23 protein-coding genes and 1 tRNA gene are annotated in these 22151 nt (G+C 59.4%); 13 read left to right on the forward strand and 11 right to left on the reverse strand.

The genetic code is table 11. From position 1 onward, the window contains the following. Window positions 1-214: 214 nt before the first annotated feature. A complete protein-coding gene (locus tag M017_RS0104885; protein WP_031496242.1) occupies window positions 215-1129 on the forward strand; it encodes a nucleotidyltransferase family protein in 915 nt (304 codons plus the stop codon). Between the two features lie 157 nt (window positions 1130-1286). Here the strand turns inward: M017_RS0104885 and M017_RS0104890 are convergent. Then, window positions 1287-1363 (reverse strand) — tRNA-Pro (locus tag M017_RS0104890). Window positions 1364-1408: 45 nt separating this feature from the next. Here M017_RS0104890 and M017_RS27395 point away from each other — a divergent pair. Together M017_RS27395 and M017_RS0104900 are read left to right on the forward strand one after the other, a co-directional pair. Further along, the gene (locus tag M017_RS27395; RefSeq protein WP_051669515.1) at window positions 1409-2008 is read left to right on the forward strand and encodes a hypothetical protein; all 600 of its coding nucleotides are present in this window, start codon (window positions 1409-1411) and stop codon (window positions 2006-2008) included. Window positions 2009-2024: 16 nt separating this feature from the next. Next, window positions 2025-3428 (forward strand): GMC family oxidoreductase, encoded by a 1404-nt coding sequence (locus M017_RS0104900; RefSeq protein WP_051669516.1) that lies wholly within the window; start codon window positions 2025-2027, stop codon window positions 3426-3428. A 4-nt stretch (window positions 3429-3432) separates the two neighbouring features. Here M017_RS0104900 and M017_RS0104905 read toward each other — a convergent pair whose 3' ends face one another. Then, entirely contained in the window at window positions 3433-4293 is an 861-nt protein-coding gene (locus tag M017_RS0104905; RefSeq protein WP_031496248.1) for a fumarylacetoacetate hydrolase family protein, read from the reverse strand. Window positions 4294-4494: 201 nt separating this feature from the next. Between M017_RS0104905 and M017_RS0104910 the strand changes: the two genes are divergently transcribed. The 8 genes from M017_RS0104910 to nusA all read left to right on the forward strand — a co-directional run bounded on the left by M017_RS0104910 (window position 4495) and on the right by nusA (window position 11067). Further along, window positions 4495-5718 carry a hypothetical protein gene (locus tag M017_RS0104910; protein ID WP_051669517.1) on the forward strand — a complete coding sequence of 408 codons (1224 nt, stop codon included), beginning with the start codon at window positions 4495-4497 and terminating at the stop codon, window positions 5716-5718. Further along, the gene (locus M017_RS0104915; protein ID WP_155121245.1) at window positions 5715-6257 is read left to right on the forward strand and encodes an SAM-dependent methyltransferase; all 543 of its coding nucleotides are present in this window, start codon (window positions 5715-5717) and stop codon (window positions 6255-6257) included. The genes M017_RS0104910 and M017_RS0104915 overlap by 4 nt, the downstream gene beginning before the upstream one ends. A 29-nt stretch (window positions 6258-6286) precedes the next feature. After that, window positions 6287-7228 (forward strand): carbohydrate kinase family protein, encoded by a 942-nt coding sequence (locus M017_RS0104920; protein ID WP_031496252.1) that lies wholly within the window; start codon window positions 6287-6289, stop codon window positions 7226-7228. A gap of 3 nt (window positions 7229-7231) precedes the next feature. Beyond that, on the forward strand, window positions 7232-7900 hold the full coding sequence (locus M017_RS0104925; protein ID WP_031496254.1) for a rhomboid family intramembrane serine protease: 669 nt from the start codon (window positions 7232-7234) through the stop codon (window positions 7898-7900). Continuing rightward, complete coding sequence (locus M017_RS0104930) at window positions 7894-8586, forward strand: PIG-L family deacetylase (protein ID WP_080507510.1); 693 nt, start codon at window positions 7894-7896, stop codon at window positions 8584-8586. The genes M017_RS0104925 and M017_RS0104930 overlap by 7 nt, the downstream gene beginning before the upstream one ends. Next, a complete protein-coding gene (gene tadA / locus M017_RS0104935; RefSeq protein ID WP_035957678.1) occupies window positions 8583-9038 on the forward strand; it encodes a tRNA adenosine(34) deaminase TadA in 456 nt (151 codons plus the stop codon). The genes M017_RS0104930 and tadA overlap by 4 nt, the downstream gene beginning before the upstream one ends. Window positions 9039-9122: 84 nt before the next feature. Continuing rightward, window positions 9123-9587: a ribosome maturation factor RimP gene (locus M017_RS0104940; protein ID WP_031496258.1), complete on the forward strand. Its 465-nt coding sequence runs from the start codon at window positions 9123-9125 to the stop codon at window positions 9585-9587. Between the two features lie 28 nt (window positions 9588-9615). Then, entirely contained in the window at window positions 9616-11067 is a 1452-nt protein-coding gene (gene nusA / locus M017_RS0104945; protein WP_051669518.1) for a transcription termination factor NusA, read from the forward strand. 399 nt (window positions 11068-11466) lie between these two features. On the opposite strand, the gene M017_RS30130 is transcribed toward nusA, so the two are convergent. After that, complete coding sequence (locus tag M017_RS30130) at window positions 11467-12063, reverse strand: hypothetical protein (protein ID WP_238325980.1); 597 nt, start codon at window positions 12061-12063, stop codon at window positions 11467-11469. Between the two features lie 85 nt (window positions 12064-12148). Between M017_RS30130 and infB the strand changes: the two genes are divergently transcribed. Together infB and M017_RS0104955 are read left to right on the forward strand one after the other, a co-directional pair. Then, window positions 12149-14497 (forward strand): translation initiation factor IF-2, encoded by a 2349-nt coding sequence (gene infB, locus M017_RS0104950; RefSeq protein ID WP_238325961.1) that lies wholly within the window; start codon window positions 12149-12151, stop codon window positions 14495-14497. A gap of 4 nt (window positions 14498-14501) precedes the next feature. Further along, on the forward strand, window positions 14502-14786 hold the full coding sequence (locus M017_RS0104955; RefSeq protein WP_031496265.1) for a DUF503 domain-containing protein: 285 nt from the start codon (window positions 14502-14504) through the stop codon (window positions 14784-14786). Here M017_RS0104955 and M017_RS30860 read toward each other — a convergent pair. The 8 genes from M017_RS30860 to M017_RS0104995 form a co-directional block, all read right to left on the reverse strand. After that, window positions 14783-16453: a methyl-accepting chemotaxis protein gene (locus tag M017_RS30860; RefSeq protein WP_051669519.1), complete on the reverse strand. Its 1671-nt coding sequence runs from the start codon at window positions 16451-16453 to the stop codon at window positions 14783-14785. The genes M017_RS0104955 and M017_RS30860 overlap by 4 nt on opposite strands. Before the next feature lie 77 nt (window positions 16454-16530). Beyond that, window positions 16531-16869, reverse strand: coding sequence for an energy transducer TonB (locus tag M017_RS0104965; RefSeq protein WP_031496268.1), 339 nt, complete (start codon window positions 16867-16869; stop codon window positions 16531-16533). Between the two features lie 89 nt (window positions 16870-16958). Continuing rightward, window positions 16959-18014, reverse strand: a complete 1056-nt coding sequence (locus tag M017_RS0104970) for a protein-glutamate methylesterase/protein-glutamine glutaminase (protein ID WP_031496270.1) — start codon at window positions 18012-18014, stop codon at window positions 16959-16961. Then, window positions 18015-18482 carry a chemotaxis protein CheX gene (locus tag M017_RS0104975; protein WP_031496271.1) on the reverse strand — a complete coding sequence of 156 codons (468 nt, stop codon included), beginning with the start codon at window positions 18480-18482 and terminating at the stop codon, window positions 18015-18017. It abuts the gene before it with no gap. Next, complete coding sequence (locus M017_RS0104980; protein WP_031496272.1) at window positions 18466-18879, reverse strand: response regulator; 414 nt, start codon at window positions 18877-18879, stop codon at window positions 18466-18468. The genes M017_RS0104975 and M017_RS0104980 overlap by 17 nt, the downstream gene beginning before the upstream one ends. A 28-nt stretch (window positions 18880-18907) precedes the next feature. Further along, complete coding sequence (locus M017_RS0104985; RefSeq protein WP_238325815.1) at window positions 18908-19432, reverse strand: chemotaxis protein CheD; 525 nt, start codon at window positions 19430-19432, stop codon at window positions 18908-18910. Window positions 19433-19438: 6 nt separating this feature from the next. Further along, the gene (locus tag M017_RS0104990) at window positions 19439-20296 is read right to left on the reverse strand and encodes a CheR family methyltransferase (protein ID WP_051669520.1); all 858 of its coding nucleotides are present in this window, start codon (window positions 20294-20296) and stop codon (window positions 19439-19441) included. Next, complete coding sequence (locus tag M017_RS0104995; protein ID WP_202901617.1) at window positions 20290-22146, reverse strand: chemotaxis protein CheA; 1857 nt, start codon at window positions 22144-22146, stop codon at window positions 20290-20292. The genes M017_RS0104990 and M017_RS0104995 overlap by 7 nt, the downstream gene beginning before the upstream one ends. Window positions 22147-22151 lie beyond the last annotated feature (5 nt).

Below are 22151 nucleotides of genomic sequence, written 5' to 3' on the forward strand. Positions count from 1 at the left end.
CGGCTTGATCCGCGATTCGCTCGCAGGCGTGTTTCTCTAAATTAAGAGACCCGTGGCCTATTCATAGCGGCGAAAGTAGTGAGTAGCACGCACTCAGTGCGAGCCCTAAATTCTTACCGCGATTGATGTAGCATGCCGTTTAAAGTGTGAATCGCGAATTGGCACAGCACTCCCAATCGGTCGAAGCCCGATAGCGCTGGAATTGAACACGTCCATGAACAAAACGACAAAGAGACTCATCAAGCAGCCCGAGCAACAGGAGAGTCCTGCAAGATGGATGCACAAGCTCGGCAAGAAGAATCTAAAGTTGGCGGAGAAGCTTTACGGACGGAAGTTCACAAACGACGCCGATCTGGTCGCGACACTTCAGAACGAACGGTTCGAGCAACAAGATATCTTCATGACGAAGGCCACCCAGCTATTTGGGTTTGAATTCACAACTGCGCTCGAAGTCTTTCAAACCATGGCGGGTGAGCACCTGACTGATTTTGGGCCGCTTGCACCACAAGTCGATTCACCGAATATATTTCAGGTTGCGGAGAAGACATTTAATAGGTCCTTCCAAACACCGAAAGACCTGTTCGACTTTCTCGCCAAAGATGCCAAACAGGACAGGACGTTGAACCGAGCGCTGATCTCTGCGGGTTGGAGGTCGAAGAAGAAACAGTCTACCCAAAGGCTAACCCTTAAAAAAGCGGATGAGTTGTTCTCGGCTTTTGGAGTACGCATCGCAAAAGCGAACTCGAACCGTAAATTCGCGTTCTTCGTGCAAGAAGCCATTGTTTACGGCAGCTATATGCGACGCGAAGACAATACGGTCGGCGATATCGATATCGCCATCAGTTTCGCGATGAAAACCGAAACGAAATTGGATAGTCGAATCGAGTTTCACATGCGCCGGGATAAGGTGGACTTGAAAGGTGGATACAACCGGGCGATCAGCGAAGTGTCGGACTCAATTGTCAGATCGAAACACTTCCACCAAGCTGATGTTGAATTCGTGAAGCGTTCGTTCCCTTATCGTGTCATTCACGAAATGCCGGAACAGGAACAGTATATTCGGCTCGTCGCACATACACAGTCCTGGAATTCAGTCGAGCACCTACATCAGTTTTTGGAAGACAAGTGAATCGTTCAACAACGAAACGTTAGGTCCACCTACAGAATGAGACGATACCGACTGAGTTATATCGCACGCACGAGGTAAAGGATGCACACAATCAAAAAAGTCGCCGCGAGCGAAACCCTCTGGCGGCTGAACCTATAAATCTTTGTATTAAGGAAAATGGTCGGGGCGAGAGGATTCGAACCTCCGGCCTCCTGGTCCCGAACCAGGCGCTCTACCAGGCTGAGCCACGCCCCGACGGCGGTGGGTAGACTTCTGAAGTATAACAGGTAAGGCACTCCTATGACGTATTTCCGTCGATTCTGCTGCATTCTCTTCACAATCTCCGCCTTCGCCGCCGACTACCAGCTCTGCTTCCTCAAAGACGGCCCCAATTCCGGCAAACTCAGCCCTGAACGCAGCAAGCAACTCCAGACCTCTCACCTGCAACACATCCGGGAAATGTGGAAGTCCGGGGCGCTCGAGAGCGCCGGCCCTGTGTCCGGATTGCCCGGCGTACGCGGCATCCTGCTTTTCAATCGCCCTGCACAGGCAGCCACCAAACTCGCCGCTGCAGACCCGAAGGTGGTCGCTGGCGATCTGCGCGCCGAATGTACCTCCTGGACGGCCCCCGCCGGGATCGGCAAGGCCTATCGCGAAGCTGCCGCGCGGCCCGGCTTCGCCGAAAAGGCGGCAAACAAGGTCGGCCTTCTGATGAAGATCGCCACGCCCATCCGGGGACTCGGCAGCGTCTCCGTCGCCGGAGTGCTCGGCTCCGGCGAATACCGCTACTTTGCCGTTCTCGATAACGATCAGATCGAGGCGGTCCAGCGAAAATTTTCCGGCGAAACAGTCTTTCTCTGGTTCCATGACGACAGAGTTTGGGACGGCCTCACGCCTTAAGGCTTAAGCTGAAAAGTTGGTAACCGACTACATCGTAGTGGGCGGAGGCGCAGCAGGCTGCGTCGTGGCCGCCCGCTTGAGTGAATTGCGCCAGTTGAATGTCCTGCTTCTCGAAGCAGGCGTCGCCGATCCAGGACCGGAAGCGCGGGTCCCCCTCTCGTGGCGAAAGGCCCTCGGCGGCCCTCTCGATTGGAATCTGCAAACCGAAGAAGAACCCTATCTCGAACGCAAGCGGCTCGCCTACCCGCGCGGCAAGGCGCTGGGTGGCTCCACCGCTCTCTATGCCGGCATCTATGCCAAAGGCGATCGCTACGACTACGACGCGTGGCGGGAACTGGGCAATGCCGGTTGGGGCTGGGATTATGTCTCGCCTTATTTTGAGAAGAGCTTGAAGCAAGGCCTGCCCGTCGAGACCTTGCGCAAGCTACACCCCTTCACCACCGAGTTCCTGAAACAGGGCACGAGCGAAGGGGCGGAAGCCTGCGAGGTGATGCAGCGCAACGGCAAGAAGCCTACCGCGGCCGACATCTTTCTCGAACGCCCGATGAAGGATCGCCCGAACCTGACGGTGGTCAGCGGAGCGAATGTCGTCCGGGTGCTCCTTGAAGAGGGACGTGCCCGCGGCGTCGAGGTGTTGCGCGACGGCAAGATCGAACGATTCAATGCCCGCTATGAAGTGGTGCTGTGCGCCGGAGCCATCCAGACGCCCACCATTCTTTTGCGCAGCGGCATCGGACCAGCTTCTCATCTCGAGGACAGCGGCGTACAGGTGCTGGTGGATCTGCCGGGTGTCGGCGAGAATCTGCAGGATCATGTCCGCGCCGGACAGGAATTCTTTGCCGCTGCCCCGCCCCAGTTGGCCAGCAACCCTGGCCTGATGGATCAGATTCGCTATTGGATCTCCGGCATCGGCCCACTGAGTTCACCCGTCGTCGAAGCGCTGGCCTATTTGAAGAGTTATCCAGAAGCCCCGGCGCCCGACCTGCAACTCAACTTTGTCCCGCGCACCTCGCGAGCCAATGGTTTTACCCTCTGGACCGTGCTTTTGCGTCCTTTCAGCCGGGGCTATCTCCGGCTCCGCAGCGCCGACCCGAACGACGGTCCGCTCATCCGCCTGAACGTCCTTGAAGAACCGGAAGACCGCCGCACTCTTGAGCGCGGCATGGCCCGGGCTCGCGCCATCGGCGAACGCATGGGCAGCGCGCAACCCGAGATCACCTACGATGTCATGTGGCATGCCTGCGGCACCTGCCGGATGGGTTCCGACCGGATGGCCGTCGTCGACAGCGATCTCAAGGTGCATGAAGTGCCGGGTTTGCGCATCATCGACGCGAGCATCATGCCGATTATTCCCAGTGGAAATACATTGGCCCCCACGCTCATGGTTGCAGAGCGGGGGGCCGACTTCATTCGTTGCTAAACAGCTATTCGCCGACGACGGGATTGTGCAACTGGCCGAGACCTTCCACCTCGACGATGCAATGATCGCCGGGCTTGAGGAAGACCGGGTTCGGCTTCTTGGCCATGCCCACGCCGGGAGGCGTGCCGGTGGAGACAATGTCGCCCGGCTCAAGCGTAAACACACTCGATAGATATTCGAGCAACTGCGGGATGTTGAAGATCAGCTCTTTGGTGGAGCTGTTCTGCATTACTTCGCCATTCAGGGTGAGCTTGACATTCAGATTGTGCGGATCGGGCACCTCGTCAGCGGTGACCAGATAGGGCCCCATCGGGGCGAAGGTGTCAAAGGTCTTGCCCATCAGCCACTGCGTCGTGCCCTTCAATTGGATGTCACGCGCACTGACATCGTTCACATTGGTGTAGCCGAACACATAGTCGCGCCAGTCTTCGCCCTTGATATTCTTGCCGGTCTTGCCGATGACGAAGGCAAATTCGGCTTCGTAGTCCGGTTTCTCCGACATTTTCGGCAGGACGATGTTGTCGCCGGGGCCAATGACCACACTCGGAAACTTATTGAACACCGTAGGGATCTCAGGGATGGCCATGTTCGACTCAATTGCGTGATCGCGGTAGTTGAGTCCGATGCAGATGAATTTCGGAGGACGATGAATGGGCGCAAGAATGCGGACACTCTCGAGCGGGACACGAGCACTGGCGCTGCCCGCGAAGTCTTTCACCTTGGCCAGAGCAGTCGCCCCACCCTGAACAATCGAATAAACGCAGGAAAAGCCAGCTCCGGCCAGAGGAACGATCTCCGAGCCATTGGCTGCGAGAACGCCCGCTTCCGGCGGACCGCCGGGGCGCTCGAACATGAGAAGTTTCATATTCGAGAGGCTATCACGACCTGCACGTGGTTCCAGCGCTATCGTTTGCAGAAAAAAATCCGATGGGAAATGAGAGCCCCGGGCTTAATTTTCCGAACTGAAGTGTTTAGAATACGTGCTAAGTCATTCCGGCGTCCGCTAGAGCGCCCAGCAGTCAAAATCTTAATTTATTTCGCTTAAATACTCTGAGGGAGTCGTTCGATGTTGTACTTCTCGTCGAACCTGATCAATTTCGGCTTGGTGGCAGGCCTCATGATTCCAGTCCCCCTCGCGGGACAGAATTTCCTGGCAGGAGGAAAGTCGCCGCGCATGTTCGGGACGGACATGGCTGTTCTCGAAGCGGGGGAAGCTCGCCAAGACCTTCCGTGTAAAGTGGACGACGCCAAGGCCCTGCTTGGCTTCGATCTGAAATTCCATGCCGGATTTGAGGTGACAGTCCCGATGCGCGAGTTGGCCGGATCGGACAATTTGCTTACCATCATCTTCCGCGTGCGTCCAGAAGGCAATCCAGAAGGCGACCGTTACTTCATCCAGCGGGTGCGTGTGCCGCAGCTCGACGACGACGCCAAGGGCGAGGCCTATCTTCAGGGCGGCTTTGACATTGGCGAAGGCAAGTATCAGATCGATTGGTTGATGCGCGATCGCTCCGAGCGGGTCTGTTCGAATAGCTGGAAGGTGGAGGCGGTGCTCCCCCCCAAAGACAAGACGATTGAGATGAGCGCCCTGGCCGAATCCGTGCAGCCATCTGAGTCCGAACAGTTCTACGAAGAGCCGCCCGTAGCCCGCGCGGTAGGGGAAATTCCGCTCAACATCAAAGTTCTCATCAATTTCGCACCCCAAAAATCACGTTCCGCAACCTTACAGCCTGTAGACACGTCGGCACTAGTGAGCATTTTGCGCACGATCAGCCGCGATCCCCGGATCGGGAAGTTTTCACTGGTCGCGTTCAATATGCAGGACCAAAAGGTGTTGTACAAGCAAGAAAAAGCGGATCGCATCGATTTCCCGAAAATCGGGGAAGCCTTGCGCGATCTGAAGCTGGGAACGATCGACATCAAAAAGTTGGGCACGAAGAATTCCGAGACCGAGTTTCTGAGCGATCTGCTCCAGCGGGAAGTCGTGGGCAACGAGCAATTCGATGCCGTCATCTTTGCCGGACCGAAGGTGCTGCTCGATCAGAATGTGCCTCAGGATGCGTTGAAAAGTGTAGGTACACTGGACTACCCGGTGTTCTATCTGAACTACAATCTCTATCCGCAACAGATTCCGTGGCGCGATTCGATCGGCCATGCCGTCAAGCACTTCCGGGGTGTTGAGTACACGATTTCCCGTCCCCGCGACCTTTGGTTCGCAGTCAGCGAGATGGTGGGGAAAATCGGCAAGGCGAAGCAAAATAGGAAAGTGGGAGTAGCGGTAGCACAATGAAAATCCTGATGGCGACGATACTGACGGCCGGTGCGATCTTTGCGCAAAAGCCCGAGATCCATCCGAATCAGCTGGCGCCGTATGTGCCGAGCCCTTATCTTATCGTCGACCGGATGCTCGAATTGGCCAAGATCAAGCCCGGCGAAAAAGTGTATGACCTCGGAAGTGGCGATGGCAGGGTGGTGATTGCGGCCGCACAGAAGTACGATGCCAAGGCGGTGGGGATTGAGCTGTCTTCCCGGCTGGTCAAATCGAGTCAGGAGGAAGTCAAGCGCCTCGGACTGAGTGACCGGGTGCACCTGATCCATGGGGACGTCTTTGATGCTGACCTCTCGGAAGCCGATGTCGTGATTCTCTATCTGTTGCGCGACAGCAACAACACGCTGAAGCCCAAACTGGAGAAGAGTCTCAAGCCCGGGGCGCGGGTCATCTCGCACGATTATGAGATTGAGGGCTGGAAGGCAAATCAGGAAGAAAAGGTGGATGCTTTCCGCCGCGGCCACAAAATTTACGTCTACAAGATGCCTCCCCAGAAATAGCGGCGGGCGCTTCACTGTACTCTGGATAAATGTCCGAGTTTGACGTCGTTGGCATCGGCTTGAATGCCACCGATACCCTGATCATCGTTCCCCACTTCCCTTCTTACGCCGGCAAGGGGCCTTTTACCCATGAAATTCTGAGTCCGGGAGGGCAGGTGGCAAGCGCAATGGTGACCTGCGCGAAGCTCGGATTGCGGACCAAGTACATTGGAACCGTCGGCGACGACGAGCGTGGCCGCATCCAGATCGAGAGCCTGCAGGGATCGGGGATCAACCTCGATCATGTCCAGCAACGCAAAGGCTGCCAGAACCAGAGCGCCTACATCATCATCGACCAGTCCACCGGCGAGCGCACCGTTTTCTGGCAACGGCCGGACTGTCTCCGGCTCGATCCCAGTGAGATCGACGAGTCGATGATCAAGTCCTCACGCCTCCTCCACATTGATGGCCACGATACCCCGGCCATGGAGAAGGCCGCACGGATTGCGCGGGAGCATGGAATTCCGGTCACCGTCGATGTCGACACCATTTACAAGGGCTTTGAGCGCGTCCTGCCCTATGTCGACTACCTGATTGCCTCAAGCGAGTTCCCGATCCAATGGACCCACCAGAGCGACCCGTTAAAAGCGCTCGAGCTGATCCAGGAAGAGTACGGGATCCACTGCGCCGCCATGACCTTAGGGGCGCATGGCACTCTCGCGCGCGTGGCCGGAAAGTTTCACTATTCGCCTGCCTTTGTCGTCAATTGCGTCGACACCACCGGTGCTGGCGATGTCTTCCACGGGGGCTTCTGCTACGGTGTGTTGGCGGGCTGGGAGATCCAGCAGGTTCTCGACTTCTCGAATGCGATGGCAGCATTAAACTGCACAGCGATTGGCGCCCGCGGCGGCATTGCCGATAAGGAAAAGGCGCTAGCCTTGATGGCACGGGCAGACAGGCGCGTGATGGACGAGATTCAAAGGAGACTCTAGAACGTGTTCCCGCTCCGGGATTCACTGCGTAGCGAAACGATGCCGCTGGTTACAGTGGCGTTGATCCTTGCCAATCTGCTTGCGTTCTTCTATGAGCTCACGCTCGATGACTATACGCTCCACTACTTTCTGTCGCATTGGGGAACCGTCCCCAGCCATTTCCAGTTCCTTGATATTTTCACCTCCATGTTTCTGCACGGCGGCTGGATGCACGTGCTGGGGAACATGTGGTTTTTGTGGATCTTTGGCGACAACATTGAGGACATCCTGGGCCACGGGCAGTACCTGGTCTTCTACTTGTTGTGCGGGGTTGCAGGCGGACTGCTGCACGTCTACTTCAATCCCGAATCGAGTGTACCGGCGATTGGCGCCAGCGGAGCGATCTCCGGCGTCATGGGAGCTTATCTGGTGAGCTTTCCCCATGCCCGGGTGCATACGCTGGTGATCTTCATCTTTTTCATCACGACGATTGATGTGCCGGCCTTCTTGATGATCGGCTATTGGTTTGTCGTGCAGCTCTTCAGCGGGGTGGGCCAACTCGCGAATGCATCCGCCAACGGTGGCGGCACGGCCTGGTTTGCACATGTCGGCGGCTTTCTCGCCGGCGTAATTTTGATCCGGTTGATGCCAACGCGACGCCGTTCGGCTCTCCGGTTGGAGGATCGATGGTAAGACGGATGGCGAGTCAGTATCTGGATAATCTGCCGGAAGTGGATGTGGCAGCGATGCTGGCACACCCGGGTACAGCAGAGTTCTATTGCGGAGGCACCATCGCCAAGCTGAGTCGCGCAGGAAAGCGGGTGGCGATTCTCGACCTCACCTCCGGGGAAGCGGGTTCGTTTTCACAATCAGACCTGAAGCTCGATGAGGCCGACCGCGCCGCAGCGACATTAGGCGTCGTGTGGCGCGGTTCCGCCGGGTTCCCGGATGGCCGGCTCGAAGACACCATCATGTCGCGCATGAGCGTCACCGGAGAAGTGAAACGGCTCAAGCCCAAGGTGCTGATTGCCACCCATTGGGAAGACCGCCATCCGGATTCGCTCGCCGCGAGCCTGTTGGTAGAGAATGCCGCCTATCTGGCGGGCTTGTCCAAACTCGATGACTATTTAGCCCCGCATCGCACGGAGCGAGTGGTCTTTGCCGGAGGCGCCTCGTCTGCCCCCTCTTTTGTGGTTGATGTGACGGAATTCTGGGACAAAAAGATAGCGGCGCTCCGGTGTTATACGACACTTTTTGCCGAGATTGAGGAGGCAATCGAGCGCGCAGACCGTGAGGGCCGGCGCTTGGGAGAAATGATCGGCGTCCGCTATGGGGAGGCCTTTGCACAGCGGCAACCGCTGCGCGGCGATCTGTTGTGAGACCCAGCGACGAGCATTGGATGCAGCGGGCGATTGCCCTCGCCAGACACGGCGAAGCCAGCGGCGAGGTGCCAGTCGGCGCGGTGCTGGTTGGCACAAAGGGAGAGTTGCTGGCAGAAGCGTGGAATACCCCCATTGCGGCCTCCGACCCCACCGCCCATGCCGAAATTCTGGCCATTCGGCAGGCTGGAAAGAAAATCGGCAACTACCGCCTGGATGGGGCAACGCTGTATTGCACGCTCGAACCCTGCCCGATGTGCGCCGGAGCCTTGATCAACGCCCGCATCGAACGCCTTGTTTTCGGCGCTCGCGATCTCCGTTTCGGGGGAGTACGCAGTAAATTCCAGATCGCCGACTCGGAATTGCTCAATCATGCCGTTTCTGTGGAGGAAGGCATTTTAGGAGCGGAATGCACTGCATTGCTACTGGAGTTTTTCAAATCGCGCCGGTAGGTGTATACTTTGATAGAGAGTTCTTTTACCTATGAGTGGGCGCAAGCCCACTTTTTTATTGGTCCCTTTATCGAACTTGGCTTCATGAAATCAATCAGTTCAGACCGCATCCAAGAAATCGCCGAGCAGGTGGCACAAGCAGCTGGCCTCGAGTTAGTCGAAGCCCGTTTGCTGGGCGGCGGCAAGCACCGGGTTGTTCGCCTTTTCATCGACAAGCCGGAAGGCGTCACGCATGACGATTGCCAGGCAGTCTCGCACCAAATGGGCGATCTGCTCGATGCCGAAGAGGTGCTTGGCGACGGTGCTTACACTCTCGAAGTGAGTAGCCCGGGCGTTGACCGGCCACTCTTGAAGCCCAAAGATTATGAACGTTTCTTAGGCAAGAAGGCTAAGATCCAGTTGCGTGAAGCAATTGAGAAGCGTAAGACTTTCGATGGGAAACTTACTGCTTTCGACGGGGAGCGTGTAACGCTCGAAGTGGCGCCGGACCAGACGATGGTGATCGCGTTGGCTGACATCGACAAAGCCAACCTGAAGTACGAGTGGTAACACGGAATTCTGACAGAGGTTAATCACATTGGCTACGATCTATCAATCCATTGAAATGCTTGCTAAGGAAAAAGGCATCGACGCGCAGATCATCTTTGACGCCGTCAAAGATGCTGTCATCCTGGCAGCCCGCAAGCAGTTCAAGAGCACGGGCGAAATGGCCGCTGAAGTTGACCCGAAGCTGGGTATCCAGGTCTTTGCCCTGAAGAAAATTGTGGAGACGGTGGAAGACCCGATCAACGAGTGGACCATCGATGAGGCAAAGAAGAATAAGATTCCTGCCCCACAGATCGGCGATGAGATTCGCCAGCAACTGTCCATGGATGCCCTGGGCCGTATTTCTGCGCAGATTGCCAAGCAGGTAATTCTGCAGAAGGTACGCGAGGCCGAGCGCGAGAATGTATACGGCGAATTTGCCGGCCGTGTCGGCGAATTGGCGAACTGTGTCATTAAGCGCATCGAGACCCGGGATCTGGTGGTGGATCTGGGCAAGACAGAAGCGCGCCTGCCTGCCAAGGAACAGTCGAAGCTGGAAAGCTATAGCATTGGCGACCGGGTTCGCGTCGTCATCAAGGCGGTAGAGAAGACCGGCAAGAATGCGGGCGTCATTGTCTCGCGCGCGGCAGCCGAACTCGTCATGCGCCTGTTTGAACAGGAAGTGCCAGAGATCTACGACAACACCGTCGTCATTAAGAGCTGTGCCCGGGAAGCCGGCGAGCGCACCAAGATCGCGGTCTCCAGCCGCGACCGTGACGTCGACAGCGTCGGCGCCTGCGTCGGCATGAAGGGCATGCGCGTGCAGAGCATCATTCGTGAGCTGCGCGGCGAAAAAATTGACATCATCCAGTACAGCGAGAATGCGGTGGAGTTTGCCACGCATGCACTGAGCCCGGCCAAGATCTCGCGGGTCTCGATCATCGATCCCGAAGAGAAGCACATGGAAGTGATTGTCGACGACACCCAGTTATCGCTCGCCATTGGCAAGCGTGGGCAGAATGTGCGCCTTGCCGCGAAACTGCTCGGCTGGAAGATCGACATCAAGAGCGAAGAAGAGAAGCGGCAAGAAGTCGAGAGCCAGATGGCCGAACTCCTGCCGACTGGCACTCCCATTTCCGTACTGGCTGAATATGGGCTCGCTGAAAACCTGATTGAAGCACTGCTCGGCGCCGACGTCGGCACTGTCGAGAAACTGGGCTCTTTGACACCGGAACAGCTCGAGCAGCTTCCGGGTGTGGGCGAGGAATCGATCCAATCGCTCTACACCGCGATCAATGGATTCTACGCCCAGTTTGAAACTCAGACGGAAGAGACAACTGAGAACGAAGTGGAGGCTGAAACTCCGATTGAGGAAGCAGCATCCTCAGAAGAGCCAGTAATTTCTGCAGAAATCCAGGAAGTGTCAGCGCCTGCGGAAGCCAATGCAGAGGCGCAGACCGAAGCTTTGCCAGCTCCGGAAACTGCGCATTCGGATAAAGCATAGGGATTTGTTACGATAATAGGGTTCTGCTTCTTCCTTAGGACTCTTTGACCGTGCGCACGACTGACAACCGTATTACGGCTGAACGCAATCATTTCGATTGAAAGCGAAAAGCCATGGAGTAAGAAGAACAACCGAGGAGAGGGATTCGACCTAGCGTCACCATATGATTCGTATTAATGAGCTGGCCAGGGAGCTTGAAGTAAAGCCGAAGACGATCCTGGACCTGCTGCCGGATTTGGGAGTTTCGGAAAAGAAGACACATTCGAGTTCGATCGAAACGGATGTCGCTCTCGTCATTCGCGAAAAGCTTCTCAAGGACTTTTCGACGGGCGACGCGAAGCCCGATCGCGCTTACTACGCGTCGAAGTCATCGGATTCATCGGAGCAGGATCTTCAGGATCACGGTGATTCGGATGAGAGTGGCGAAGAGGTAGCTCCAGCGCCTGCTGTTGCTGCTCCCGAACCTGTCGCGCCACCGACGGCTCCCGCTCCCGCCGCTAGCAGCGCGGCTCCACCGGCCGTATCCGTTCCGGCGCCGGCCCCGGAACCCGTGTCCGTAGAGCCTGTACGGCCACAGCCGATTGCAGCTCCGCTCCGCGCTCCTCTCATGCCGCCTTTGGCATCTGCCGGAGCCGGACCGAAACCATCTCCGTCCCTGCCGTTGCGTCCGCCCGTGGGGCAAACACAGGCAGCGCAGACACCGGCGCCTCCCGCTCCAGCGGCACAGATCGCCCCAGGACCACCGCCAGCGCCCGCTGCGCCAGCCTCACCCGCACCCGCGGCGGTAGTGCAGCCGACTCCTGCGATGCCCGCAGCCCCCCAACCGGCTGCGCCGAGAACTCCGAGTCCGTCCGCGCCGTTAGCGCCGGCCCCTGCGGCGCCACGTCCGGCTCCGCCAGCAGCGCAGATTGCACCTGGCACTCCGTTGCGTCCGGCGCCGCAACAAGCCCGGCCGACCGCCGGGATGCCGCTGGCCCCACGCCCAGGACAAATCATTCCTCCGCAGCAGCGCCCGCCGCTGGCCACACTGGGAACACCGGGAGCTCCCGAGCCCAGGCCGTCCGGCGCGCCTGGAATGCCGATGCCACGCCCGCAGGCAAACCAGCCTCTGGCTGGCAATCGCGCTGGCTTTACGCCAGGCGCTCCGGCACCGCGTCCACAACCGAACCGCCCCCCCCTGCAAAACCCTGGCCCGGGTGCGGTGCAACCGAAGCCACAGGCCAATCGCCCGATCGTTCCGCCCGATCCGAAGCTCGCCGAACGCATTGCCCAATCGCAAGCGCGGCAGCAGCAGGGTCCGCCTCCCGGAGCACGTCCTGGTGCACCGCTTCGTCCTCCCGGCCCGGCCATGCCTGGCCGTCCGCAGCCCCCGCGCGCCATGCCCGGCATGGCCCAGCCGCTTGGCCCCCGTCCCGGTGGCTATGGTGGAGGCTACGGCGGTGGTGGCGGCTACCAAGGCCGTCCGCCGATGCGTACGGGCAAACACCCGACATCTCCCACCCCGCTGCGGCCTGAATCCGCAGTGGTGCCTTCGAGCGATCCCGGCCGCCGCCATGCGGTGAAGCCGACCAAGTCGAAGGAACAGATCAAGCGCGAGAAAGAGCTCGAGCAAGAGGGTAAGCTTCTCCAGACGCTGCGCAAGCGTGAGGAAGAAGTGACCCTGGCCGCCAACAAGGAGATCACGGTCTCTGAAGGCATCACGGTCAAGGAACTCTCTGAGAAGCTCGGCATCCGGACCAACCTCGTTATCAAGAAGCTGGTGGAGAAGAAGATCTTCGCCACGATCAATCAGCCTCTCGATGTGAAGATGGCCGAAGAGCTCGCCGCCAACTTTGGTGCTTCCACAACGCAGATGAGCTTTGAGGAAGAAAACACCTGGGATATCGAAATGGCCGAAGACACGGGTGATCTGGTGCGCCGCGCACCGGTCGTCACGGTCATGGGTCACGTCGACCACGGTAAGACTTCGCTGCTCGATGCGATTCGCCGCGCCGACGTCGTTTCTGGCGAAGCCGGCGGCATCACCCAGCACATCGGTGCTTATGCCGTCACACACAACAACCGCAAGATCGTGTTCATCGATACTCCGGGTCACGAAGCGTTCACCCGCATGCGTGCCCGCGGAGCGAAGGTCACCGACATCGTGATCCTCTGCGTTGCGGCCGACGACGGCGTCATGCCGCAGACCATCGAGGCCATCGATCACGCTAGAGCAGCCGGGGTTCCGATCATCGTGGCCATCAACAAGATCGACAAGCCCGACTCCAACCTCGATCGCATCAAGCAACAGCTCAATGATCGCGGCTTGCTCGCCGAGGACTGGGGCGGTGATACCGTCATGGTTCCGGTATCGGCCAAGCAAAAGCTGAACATCGATCTGCTGCTTGAAATGATTCTCTTGACGGCAGACGTCAACGAAGCGAAGCTCCGCTCGAACCCGGCCCGTCCGGCTCTGGCCTCAGTGCTGGAAGCGCAACTCGATCGTGGCCGCGGCCCGGTCGCAACCGTCCTCGTTCGCAACGGCACACTGCGTGTCGGCGACTTCTTCATCTGCGGTTCGGTCTTTGGCAAGGTTCGCGCCTTGTTTGACGATCGCGGCCATCCGGTGAAGGAAGCCGAACCGGCAACCCCCGTCGAAGTGCTGGGTCTCGAGCAATTGCCCGAGGTTGGCGACACCTTCCAGGTGATCACCGATACGGCCAAGGCCAAGCAGATCGTGTTGTACCGCGAATCCAAGGCCCGCGACATCGCGATGGCCCGGACGCGCATCAGCCTCGACCAGCTCCATCAGCAACTGAAAGAAGGCGAGATCAAGGATCTGAACCTGATCCTGAAGGCAGACGTGGGCGGCTCGGCAGAAGTGCTGGCCGAGACGCTGCTCAAGCTCTCGAACGAGAAGGTCCGCATCCGCGTCCTGCACACAGGCGTTGGCGCGATCACCGAATCGGACGTGCTGCTGGCCTCCGCCTCAAACGCCATCATCATCGGCTTCAATGTCCGCCCCGAACGCAATGCCACCCAAACGGCAGAAGCGGAAAAGGTCGACATCCGGCTGCACTCGATCATTTACGAAGTTGTCGATCAGATCAAGAAGGCCATGGCTGGCATGCTCGATCCGGTCTACAAGGAAGTCTTCCGCGGACGCGCCGAAGTGCGCGACGTCTTCCGCATCACCAAGGTGGGGATCGTCGCCGGTTGCTATGTCACCGAAGGCACCATCTTGCGCAACAGCAACGCTCGCGTGATCCGCGACGGAGTGGAGATTCACACAGGCAAGATCGACACCTTGAAGCGATTCAAGGACGATGTGTCCGAAGTGAAGACGAACTTCGAATGCGGCATTGCACTCGCCAACTACTCGGACCTGAAGCCCGGCGACATCATCGAGGCCTTCATCAATGAGCGGGTGGCAGCCGATCTGTTGATGTAGTTTTATGGCGTCCATCGGTGTCATTACGATGGAGCTGCACATGCCCGAGGCGCAATCCCTCAAGGACAAGCGCCACTGGGTTCTCGGCCTGAAAGAAAGACTCCGCAACCGCCATCATGTGGCGGTTGCGGAGATTGATTTTCAGGATGTATTAACGCGAGGTGTGGTGGCCGCGGTCACGGTTTCCAATCACCGCGCGCATTGTGAACAGCAACTGCTCGCCGTCGAGAGGAGCGCCGCTGATTTTCTCGGTCCCCTCCTCACCGACGTGCACTTTGAGTATTTCTAGAATTCCTCAAAGCTATCCGTCATCGGGAAGGGATCCTCGCGGTCGAGCACAGCCAGATTCGATTTTCCGGCCGGAGTGCTCCCAGCATTCGACTTCTGAGCCAGTCGCTTCTGCTCGAGGCGGCCGCTGTACCCCGCGTTGGTGCCCAGGCTCTGCATCGCAGCTTCTGCATTGGGGTGGTTGCTCTTGCCGCGCAAGTCGGCCAGCCGTGGCAAGCGGGGGAATCCGCTGGTTGTGGTTTCCCCGCCCACCAAGGCCTGCAGCGAGTGTACCGAGCTTTCCATTCGGGAGGAATGATTGCGCAGTTCTTCTCCGGCCGCCGCGCCTTCTTCCGCATTCGCCGCCACCTGCTGCGTCACCCGCTCCATCTGGCTCACCGCCTTGGCGATCTGCTCGATGCCCCGCTCCTGCTCCTCGCTCCCCAGACGCACTTCCTGCACGAGGCTCGCAACCGCCTTCACCAACCCGTTTAAGCTCTCACTGGCCTTGGCCACCTGATCGAGCTTGTTCTTGCCGCTCGTGGCGCTGCGGATCGACTCTTCAATCAACTCAGTGGTGTCTTTGGCCGCCTGCGCCGAACGTTGTGCAAGATTGCGGACCTCATCAGCTACCACTGCAAAGCCCATGCCCGCCTCGCCGGCCCGCGCCGCTTCCACGGCAGCGTTCAGTGCAAGGATGTTCGTCTGGAAGGCAATTTCATCGATCACCTTGATGATCTTCGAGATCTTGCTCGACGAGCTGTTGATCTCATTCATGCTGTTGACCATCTCGGCGAGAGCGCGATTGGTTTCCTCCACCTTGCTGGCAGCTTCCAGCATCCGCGACGCCGCTTGCTTGGAGTTGTCCGCATTGCTGCGCGTCATCGAGTGGATCTCCTCGGTCGAGGCCGAAGTCTCCTCAAGAGAGGCCGCCTGTTCGCTCGCCGACTTGGAAAGCGACATGCTGTAGCTGCCGACTTCCTGCGAGGTGACGCCCAACTGTTGCGCGCTTTCACTCAACTCCGCCACCGTGCTCCGCAGGCTCGCCGTCAGACGGCGCACCATCAGAAACACTCCGCCGCCCACCACCAGCGCCACCAGATTCAGCGCGAGAATCATCCAGAAGCCGGCGCTGCGCGTGGTCTCGGCCGTCTCCCGGAGCACTTCCAGCTCGCGGCTCTGGATTTCGCCGAGCTTCTTTGAGGACTCATTGAGCCCCACCAGTTGCGGCAACAGCTTCTCATTCAAAACCGCCATCGCCTGGTCCATTTTCTGCTGCTCCATCATCGAGCGCAGCTCATTGTGCAACTGCCGCGAGGATTCAAATGCGGCCATCAGGCTGGCGACCTCGGCGTTGCCCAACCCTGTCTTGACGCTGGCAGAGTATTCCTGGGCAAGCCGGAGAAACTGATCCTGGGAACGCGTGACGCGATTCCGCATCGTATCAGCCTGTTGGAGCTGCTGCAGCATCATCGCCAGGGCCAGGCCCCGCTCGGAGGCGACCATTTCGGAAGCCTCCGCCCCAATCTGGTGCGCCACCAGGCGGAGCCGGGCCTTCTCGTTCACCGCCTCCTGTAAAAGATTCCCGAGGCGATAGTTCACGATCAGCGCGCCACCGCCGACAACCAGAGCAAGCGCGATCAGCAGGCCAACGCTGCCAGTCAGTTTTTTACTTGCACTCGATTGCATTCCTACGTTTCCAACTCCCATGTTGTGGATCCTTTTCGTCTCTTGTTTCGATCGATTCCGTACTGCGATTGGCACTGCTATTGGCGGAAGGTGAAGCGCAAATTCGCAACGGCCGGCGAGGCCTTGCCGCCTTCGGTAAAGGGAGTGAATCTCCAGTCCTTGATCGCCCGGACAACGGTCGTAGACAACATCGGATTCCCGGTCACCACCTTCACATCGGCCACCTCGCCACTCTCGGCGATTTTGACCTCCACTTCCACATCTCCCTGGATCCGCATCTGTTTCGCCATCGGGCTGTATTCCGGGGCCGGGTGCTTCAAGGCATTCTTCACGGCGTCTGCGTGGCTCACGCGGACCTCCGCAATCAGGGGCAAGCCCAGCAGGCAGATTCCAAGGATGGCTCGTATTGCTTTCATGTCAGTGTGCTCTCTCTTCCTCCCAAATTTGGGTTCATAGAGGCGTATCGGACAAGGCCAAGCAACCTTGAGCCATTTCCATGCGGACTCTAGCTCGACTTGAGGAGGGGCGCGCGCAGCAGCGCTTCTTCAATCGCAGCCGGAATCTGACTCAGGCTCCGCGACTCCTCCACCGCCTCGGCCTTCACCGCCTCGCCCGGCATCCCATACACCACGCAACTGGCCTGATCCTGCGCAATCGTCCAGCCGCCTTTTTCACGGATGCGCTTCATCCCTTGCGCCCCATCGCTGCCCATCCCGGTCAGGATCACCGCCACCGCATCCGCCCCCGCATGCTGGGCAACCGAGTCAAACAGAACATCGACACTCGGCCGCTGGTAACAGACCAGCGGCCCATCCTGCACCGTCACGCGATAGCCCTCCGCCCCCTTCACCAATCGCATGTGAAAATTGCCCGGAGCAATCAGCACCCGCCCGCGCGACACCGGATCGCCGTCTTCTGCCTGCTTGACCTCCATCGCCAGGCATTGGTTCAGCCGCTCGGCAAAGGAGCGGCTGAAGCCCGCCGGGATGTGTTGTGCAATCACAATCGGCGGACAGTCCGCCGGGAAGGCTTCTAAGACCTTCTCGATCGCCTGGGTGCCCCCGGTGGAAGAACCAATCGCCACCAGATGCCGCAAACTGGGGCGTGGCGCCGCCCCGGTAGCCACTCCCGGAGCCACCCCCAGCCGCACACTGGCCGCACGGCGGATCTTGCTCGCCAGATTTGCCGACAAGTCTCCCAAAGAATAAGATCCCGATGGCTTGCTCAGCACATCCACCGCCCCCAGACGCAGCGCCTCCAGCGTCGCCTCGCGGCCCGAACGCCCCAGCGAACTGAGGATGATCACAGGCATAGGCTGGTAATGCATCAGACGCCGGAGAAAACTCAGCCCATCCATCCGGGGCATTTCAATATCCAGCGTCAGCACGTCGGGGGCGAGGGCCAGAATCTGATCGCGCGCCACAAAGGGGTCGGGAGCACTCCCCACGACCTCAATGCCCGCTTCCTGCTGCAGGGCCTCGGTGAGCAGGCGGCGTACGACCGCGGAATCGTCGACGATCAGCACACGAATCGGGCGCGGCGCCTCCGCATGGGACCCCATTTATCCCGAAACCGCCGTGTGGTCAAACGAGAAGGCAAGACGAAGCAAGCCTTCGTCCAAAAGCAGTTCTTTCTCGATCCACCCGCGCCCCACGGCTGGCGAGGCCAGCAGGACCGGGCGATCCAGGCGAAAGATGGCCTTCCTTGCGAGGCGGCTCAGCAGCGCACCACACACCATATTGGCCAGCTCTGCCATCACCGCGCCAGACTCCTCCTGCTGCGGCTCCTGCTCTTCCCCCAAGAAGCCCGCAGCCAGGCTCTGCACCGCTTGCGCTTCGAGTGAGAGCGATAAGCAACCACAGCAAGCCCCTTGAAAGGCGATCTGCACCCCGATGCGTTCGTCTCCTACGCCGCGGGCGGCCGTGCCGTCTGCCTCGTCCACTGAAGCAAAGAACATCGTCTCGAGCACCTCGGTTGCCGCCGCGCTCAAGGCGCGCTCCACCTGCTCTTTTTCAAAAACCAAGATCATCACTCCCCCCAGATCCAGCAAACACGCCCAGCACCCGCTCCAGTTCTCCCCGCAAGCGCTCCGGGGCAAAAGGCTTTGTCACATAACCCTGGGCGCCCAACTCCATCAACCGCTCGATGCGCGCATCGGTGGCATCCGTAGAAACCACGATCACAGGCAAGCTTTGCCACTCGTGGTGCCGCCGCATTTCGCCCACCAGGGCCTCACCATCCATCTCGGGCATATTGATATCGGTCAGCACCACATCGACTGGATAACGCGCCAACTCGGCCAGCGCGTGCACGCCGTGGCTCGCCTCCAAGAAGCGGTCCACAGGAAAACCGGAGATCGCAATCACCCGGCGGATGAAACGCCGCATCGCCGGAGAATCGTCCACCACCATCACATTGAAAAGCATTCCCTGCCTCCTCTCCGAGAACATCCCCTCACAGGCCACCTCGCAAACCCAGTTCCCGCAGTTCCTGGCCCGCCTCCTGCAACAGCAACTTGCCGCTGCCGACTTCCAAACGGAGCGTCCGGGAAACCGATCCCCCCACTTCCTCGGCATGGATCATCACCCCGGCCTTCCAGAAGATTTTCTTCAACGCCAGATAATTCCGCTTTCCAATGTTGAACAGACTGTCCCCCTCGAGCACCTGCGCGCCCCCCGCCACCCGCACCACCAACCGCTTCTTCTCCGCCCCCAGTTCGTAGGCCCGCCGGAACAGCAACGGAATCCCGGTGTCGGCATACAAGGCAGGATTCTGCTGGGCCTTGGCCGGATCCCGTTGCGACTCGGGCAACATATAATGCAGCATCCCGGCCACCCGGGAAACCGGGTCCCAGATCGCCACACCAATGCACGAGCCGAGCCCATAGGTCACCAGCGTTGCCCCGGGCTCCCCCGACAGCTTCAGGTCTCCCACCCCCACGGCCAACATCGCGCCTCCATGCTTCAGCCCATCGGACATGAGATTTTACGCTCCCCACTCGCCCGGCTTGCGATAGATGGCAACCTGAATATGATCCAACTGGTGGGAGATGCCATTCAAACTCTCCGAATGCCCCAGAAACAAATAGCCCCCGGGCTCCAGTTTCTCCGTCAGCGCCGCAATCACACGCGCCTGCGTCGGCCGGTCAAAGTAGATCATGATGTTGCGCAGAAAGATCAGGGGAAAGCGGTCCTCGAGCGGGAGGCTTTCCATCAGGTTGATGCGCTGGAACTGGATCAGATTCCGGACTTCCGGGCGAAAGCGGTAGTTCCCCGCCTGCTCTCCCGTCCCTCGCAACAGATAGCGCCGCCGCCAGTCCGGCGGCAGGGACCGGAAGCGCTCCTCCGGATAGATGCCCGCAGACGCCCGGTCCAGCACCTTGGTCGAGATATCGCTCGCCAGGACTCTGGCCCGGCGCCCTGCATCCGCCCCCAGTTCCTCCAGCAAAGTGACCGCAATCGAATACGGCTCTTCTCCTGTCGAACTGGCGGCGGTCCAGATCGGAAACGAAGACCGCAACCGGAGCTGCGGCAGAATCCTCGCCCGCAGGAACTCAAAGTGGGCGGGTTCCCGGAAGAAGCTCGTAAAGTTTGTGGTCAGGGCATCGATCAGGTCGATTTCAAGTGCCCCCCCTGGATCCCGCTGCACGGCCGCAAAGTAATCGTCCGCCGTGGGGAAGCCATGTGCCCTGGCCCGCTTCCAAAGGCGCGCGGCCACCATCAGCTGCTTGCCTTCCTGCAAGTCGATTCCTGCAGCCCGATAGGCAAAATTGCGCACCGCCGCAAAGAGACTGGGACGCAGACGCGTCGCAGCCGAAGCGGGTTCCGGCGCATGTTTCAACATGCCAACAGCACGCTTTCCCGCAGGGTCTGGGCCCGCTGTTGCCGCCTGTTGTAGATCGCCTCCAGATCGAGAATCAGACCCACCCGGCCGTCCCCCAGAATGGCGCCACCCGCGATCCCAGGCGTGTTCCTCAGACTCTCGCCCAGGCTCTTGATGACAACCTCCTGTTTACCCAGGAATTCATCCACCATCAGTACGAATCCCCGGCCTTCGGTCTCAGCCACGATCAGCAGACTCTCGCCCGGCTCCTGTTGCCGCGCCTTGACACCCAGCGAACGGTCCAGACGAATCAGCGGCAGCAGATGGTTGCGCACCATCACCATCTCGTCGCGCCCTTGCACGGTGAAAACCTGGTCCGCAGCCGGCCGGAACATTTCCTGGACCGAAAAGATCGGCAGAATCAAGCGCTCCCGCCCCACCCCCACCACCAGCCCATCGACGATGGCCAGCGTCAGAGGAAGCTTCAAATAGAAGGTCGTCCCCGCACCAGCTGTCGATTGGATCTCGATCTTTCCCCGCAGCTTTTGGATCTGCTTTTTGACAACATCCATGCCCACGCCGCGGCCGGAGATATCCGTCACCTGGTCTGCCGTCGAGAAGCCTGGCTCGAAGATCAACTGGAAGATCTCCGGGTCGCTCAGTGGGGTGCCGGCGACCAGGAGCCCGCGCTCCTGCGCCTTGGCCAGAATCTTATCCCGGTTCAGGCCCCGGCCGTCGTCGGCAATCTCAATCTGGATGTGATCGGCCTGGCGATAGGCGCGCAATTGGATGCGTCCCGTCTCGGGCTTGTCCGCCGCACGGCGGTCTGCCGGAGCCTCCAGCCCATGATCGATCGAGTTGCGCACCATGTGCATGATCGGATCAGTCAACTCTTCCACAATCGTTTTGTCGAGTTGCGTGTCCTCGCCAAAGAGTTCGACCTCCGCCATCTTCCCCGCTTTGCGGGAGGTGTCGCGTACCAGACGGTTCACCCGCTGGAACAAAGTGCCCACGGGCACCAGGCGAGTGGCCATCGCAATCTTCTGCACCTCTTCGGTCACCCGCCGCAATTGGTTCAGGTTCCGTTGCAGCTTCGGATTCTTGATCGCAGCCAGCTCCGGATCCAGCCGCACCATCGCCTCTGCAATCACCATCTCCCCAACCATATCGAGAAGAGAATCCAGCTTGGCCGTCTCCACCCGGATCGAGTGCGCGTCCTGCGCCGGAGCCCGTTGCTTGGCCTTGGCCTCCTGCACTTCCGGCTCGCTCGGCAACGCGTGCGGATCTTTTGCCACCACAACGGCTGCGGGCGCCGGAGTGCTTCCTCCCGCAATGGCCGTGCGCACCCGCTGCAGCAAAGCAGAAGCGTCCAGCGGCGGGCCGGGCTCGTTCCCTTGCAGCTGCACCTCGATCCGCTGGATCTCTGTTCCGACAAAGTCCGCACTCTCCAGAGTCAGATCGATCAGACTCGGCGACATCAGAATCAGCCCGGTACGCGCCTGGTCGAGGATGGTTTCCACTTCATGCGCGATCTCCTGGATCGCGCCAAACTCGAGAAAGCCGGCCAGCCCCTTGATCGTATGGAAGCTCCGGAACACGGCGTTGAGCGTCTCGGGATTAGAGGGCTCCTTCTCCAGAACCAGCAAGCCCTTCTCCACCGTTTGCAAATGCTCCCGCGACTCGTTGATGAAGTCGCCCACTAGTTCCGGGTCCTGATTCAAGGCACTGGACGAAGCAGGGGGTGCGGCCAACGCCTCCGCCAGAACCTGCCCCAGCCGGTCCAGATCCTGCCCCCCCGAAGCGAGCGGAGGGACCTGGTCCAGGACAACCTCTTCTCCACCACAGTTCATCGTGTGACTCTCTTTCTCCATCCCCG

Source organism: Bryobacter aggregatus MPL3 (genome assembly GCF_000702445.1).
GTDB lineage: Bacteria > Acidobacteriota > Terriglobia > Bryobacterales > Bryobacteraceae > Bryobacter > Bryobacter aggregatus.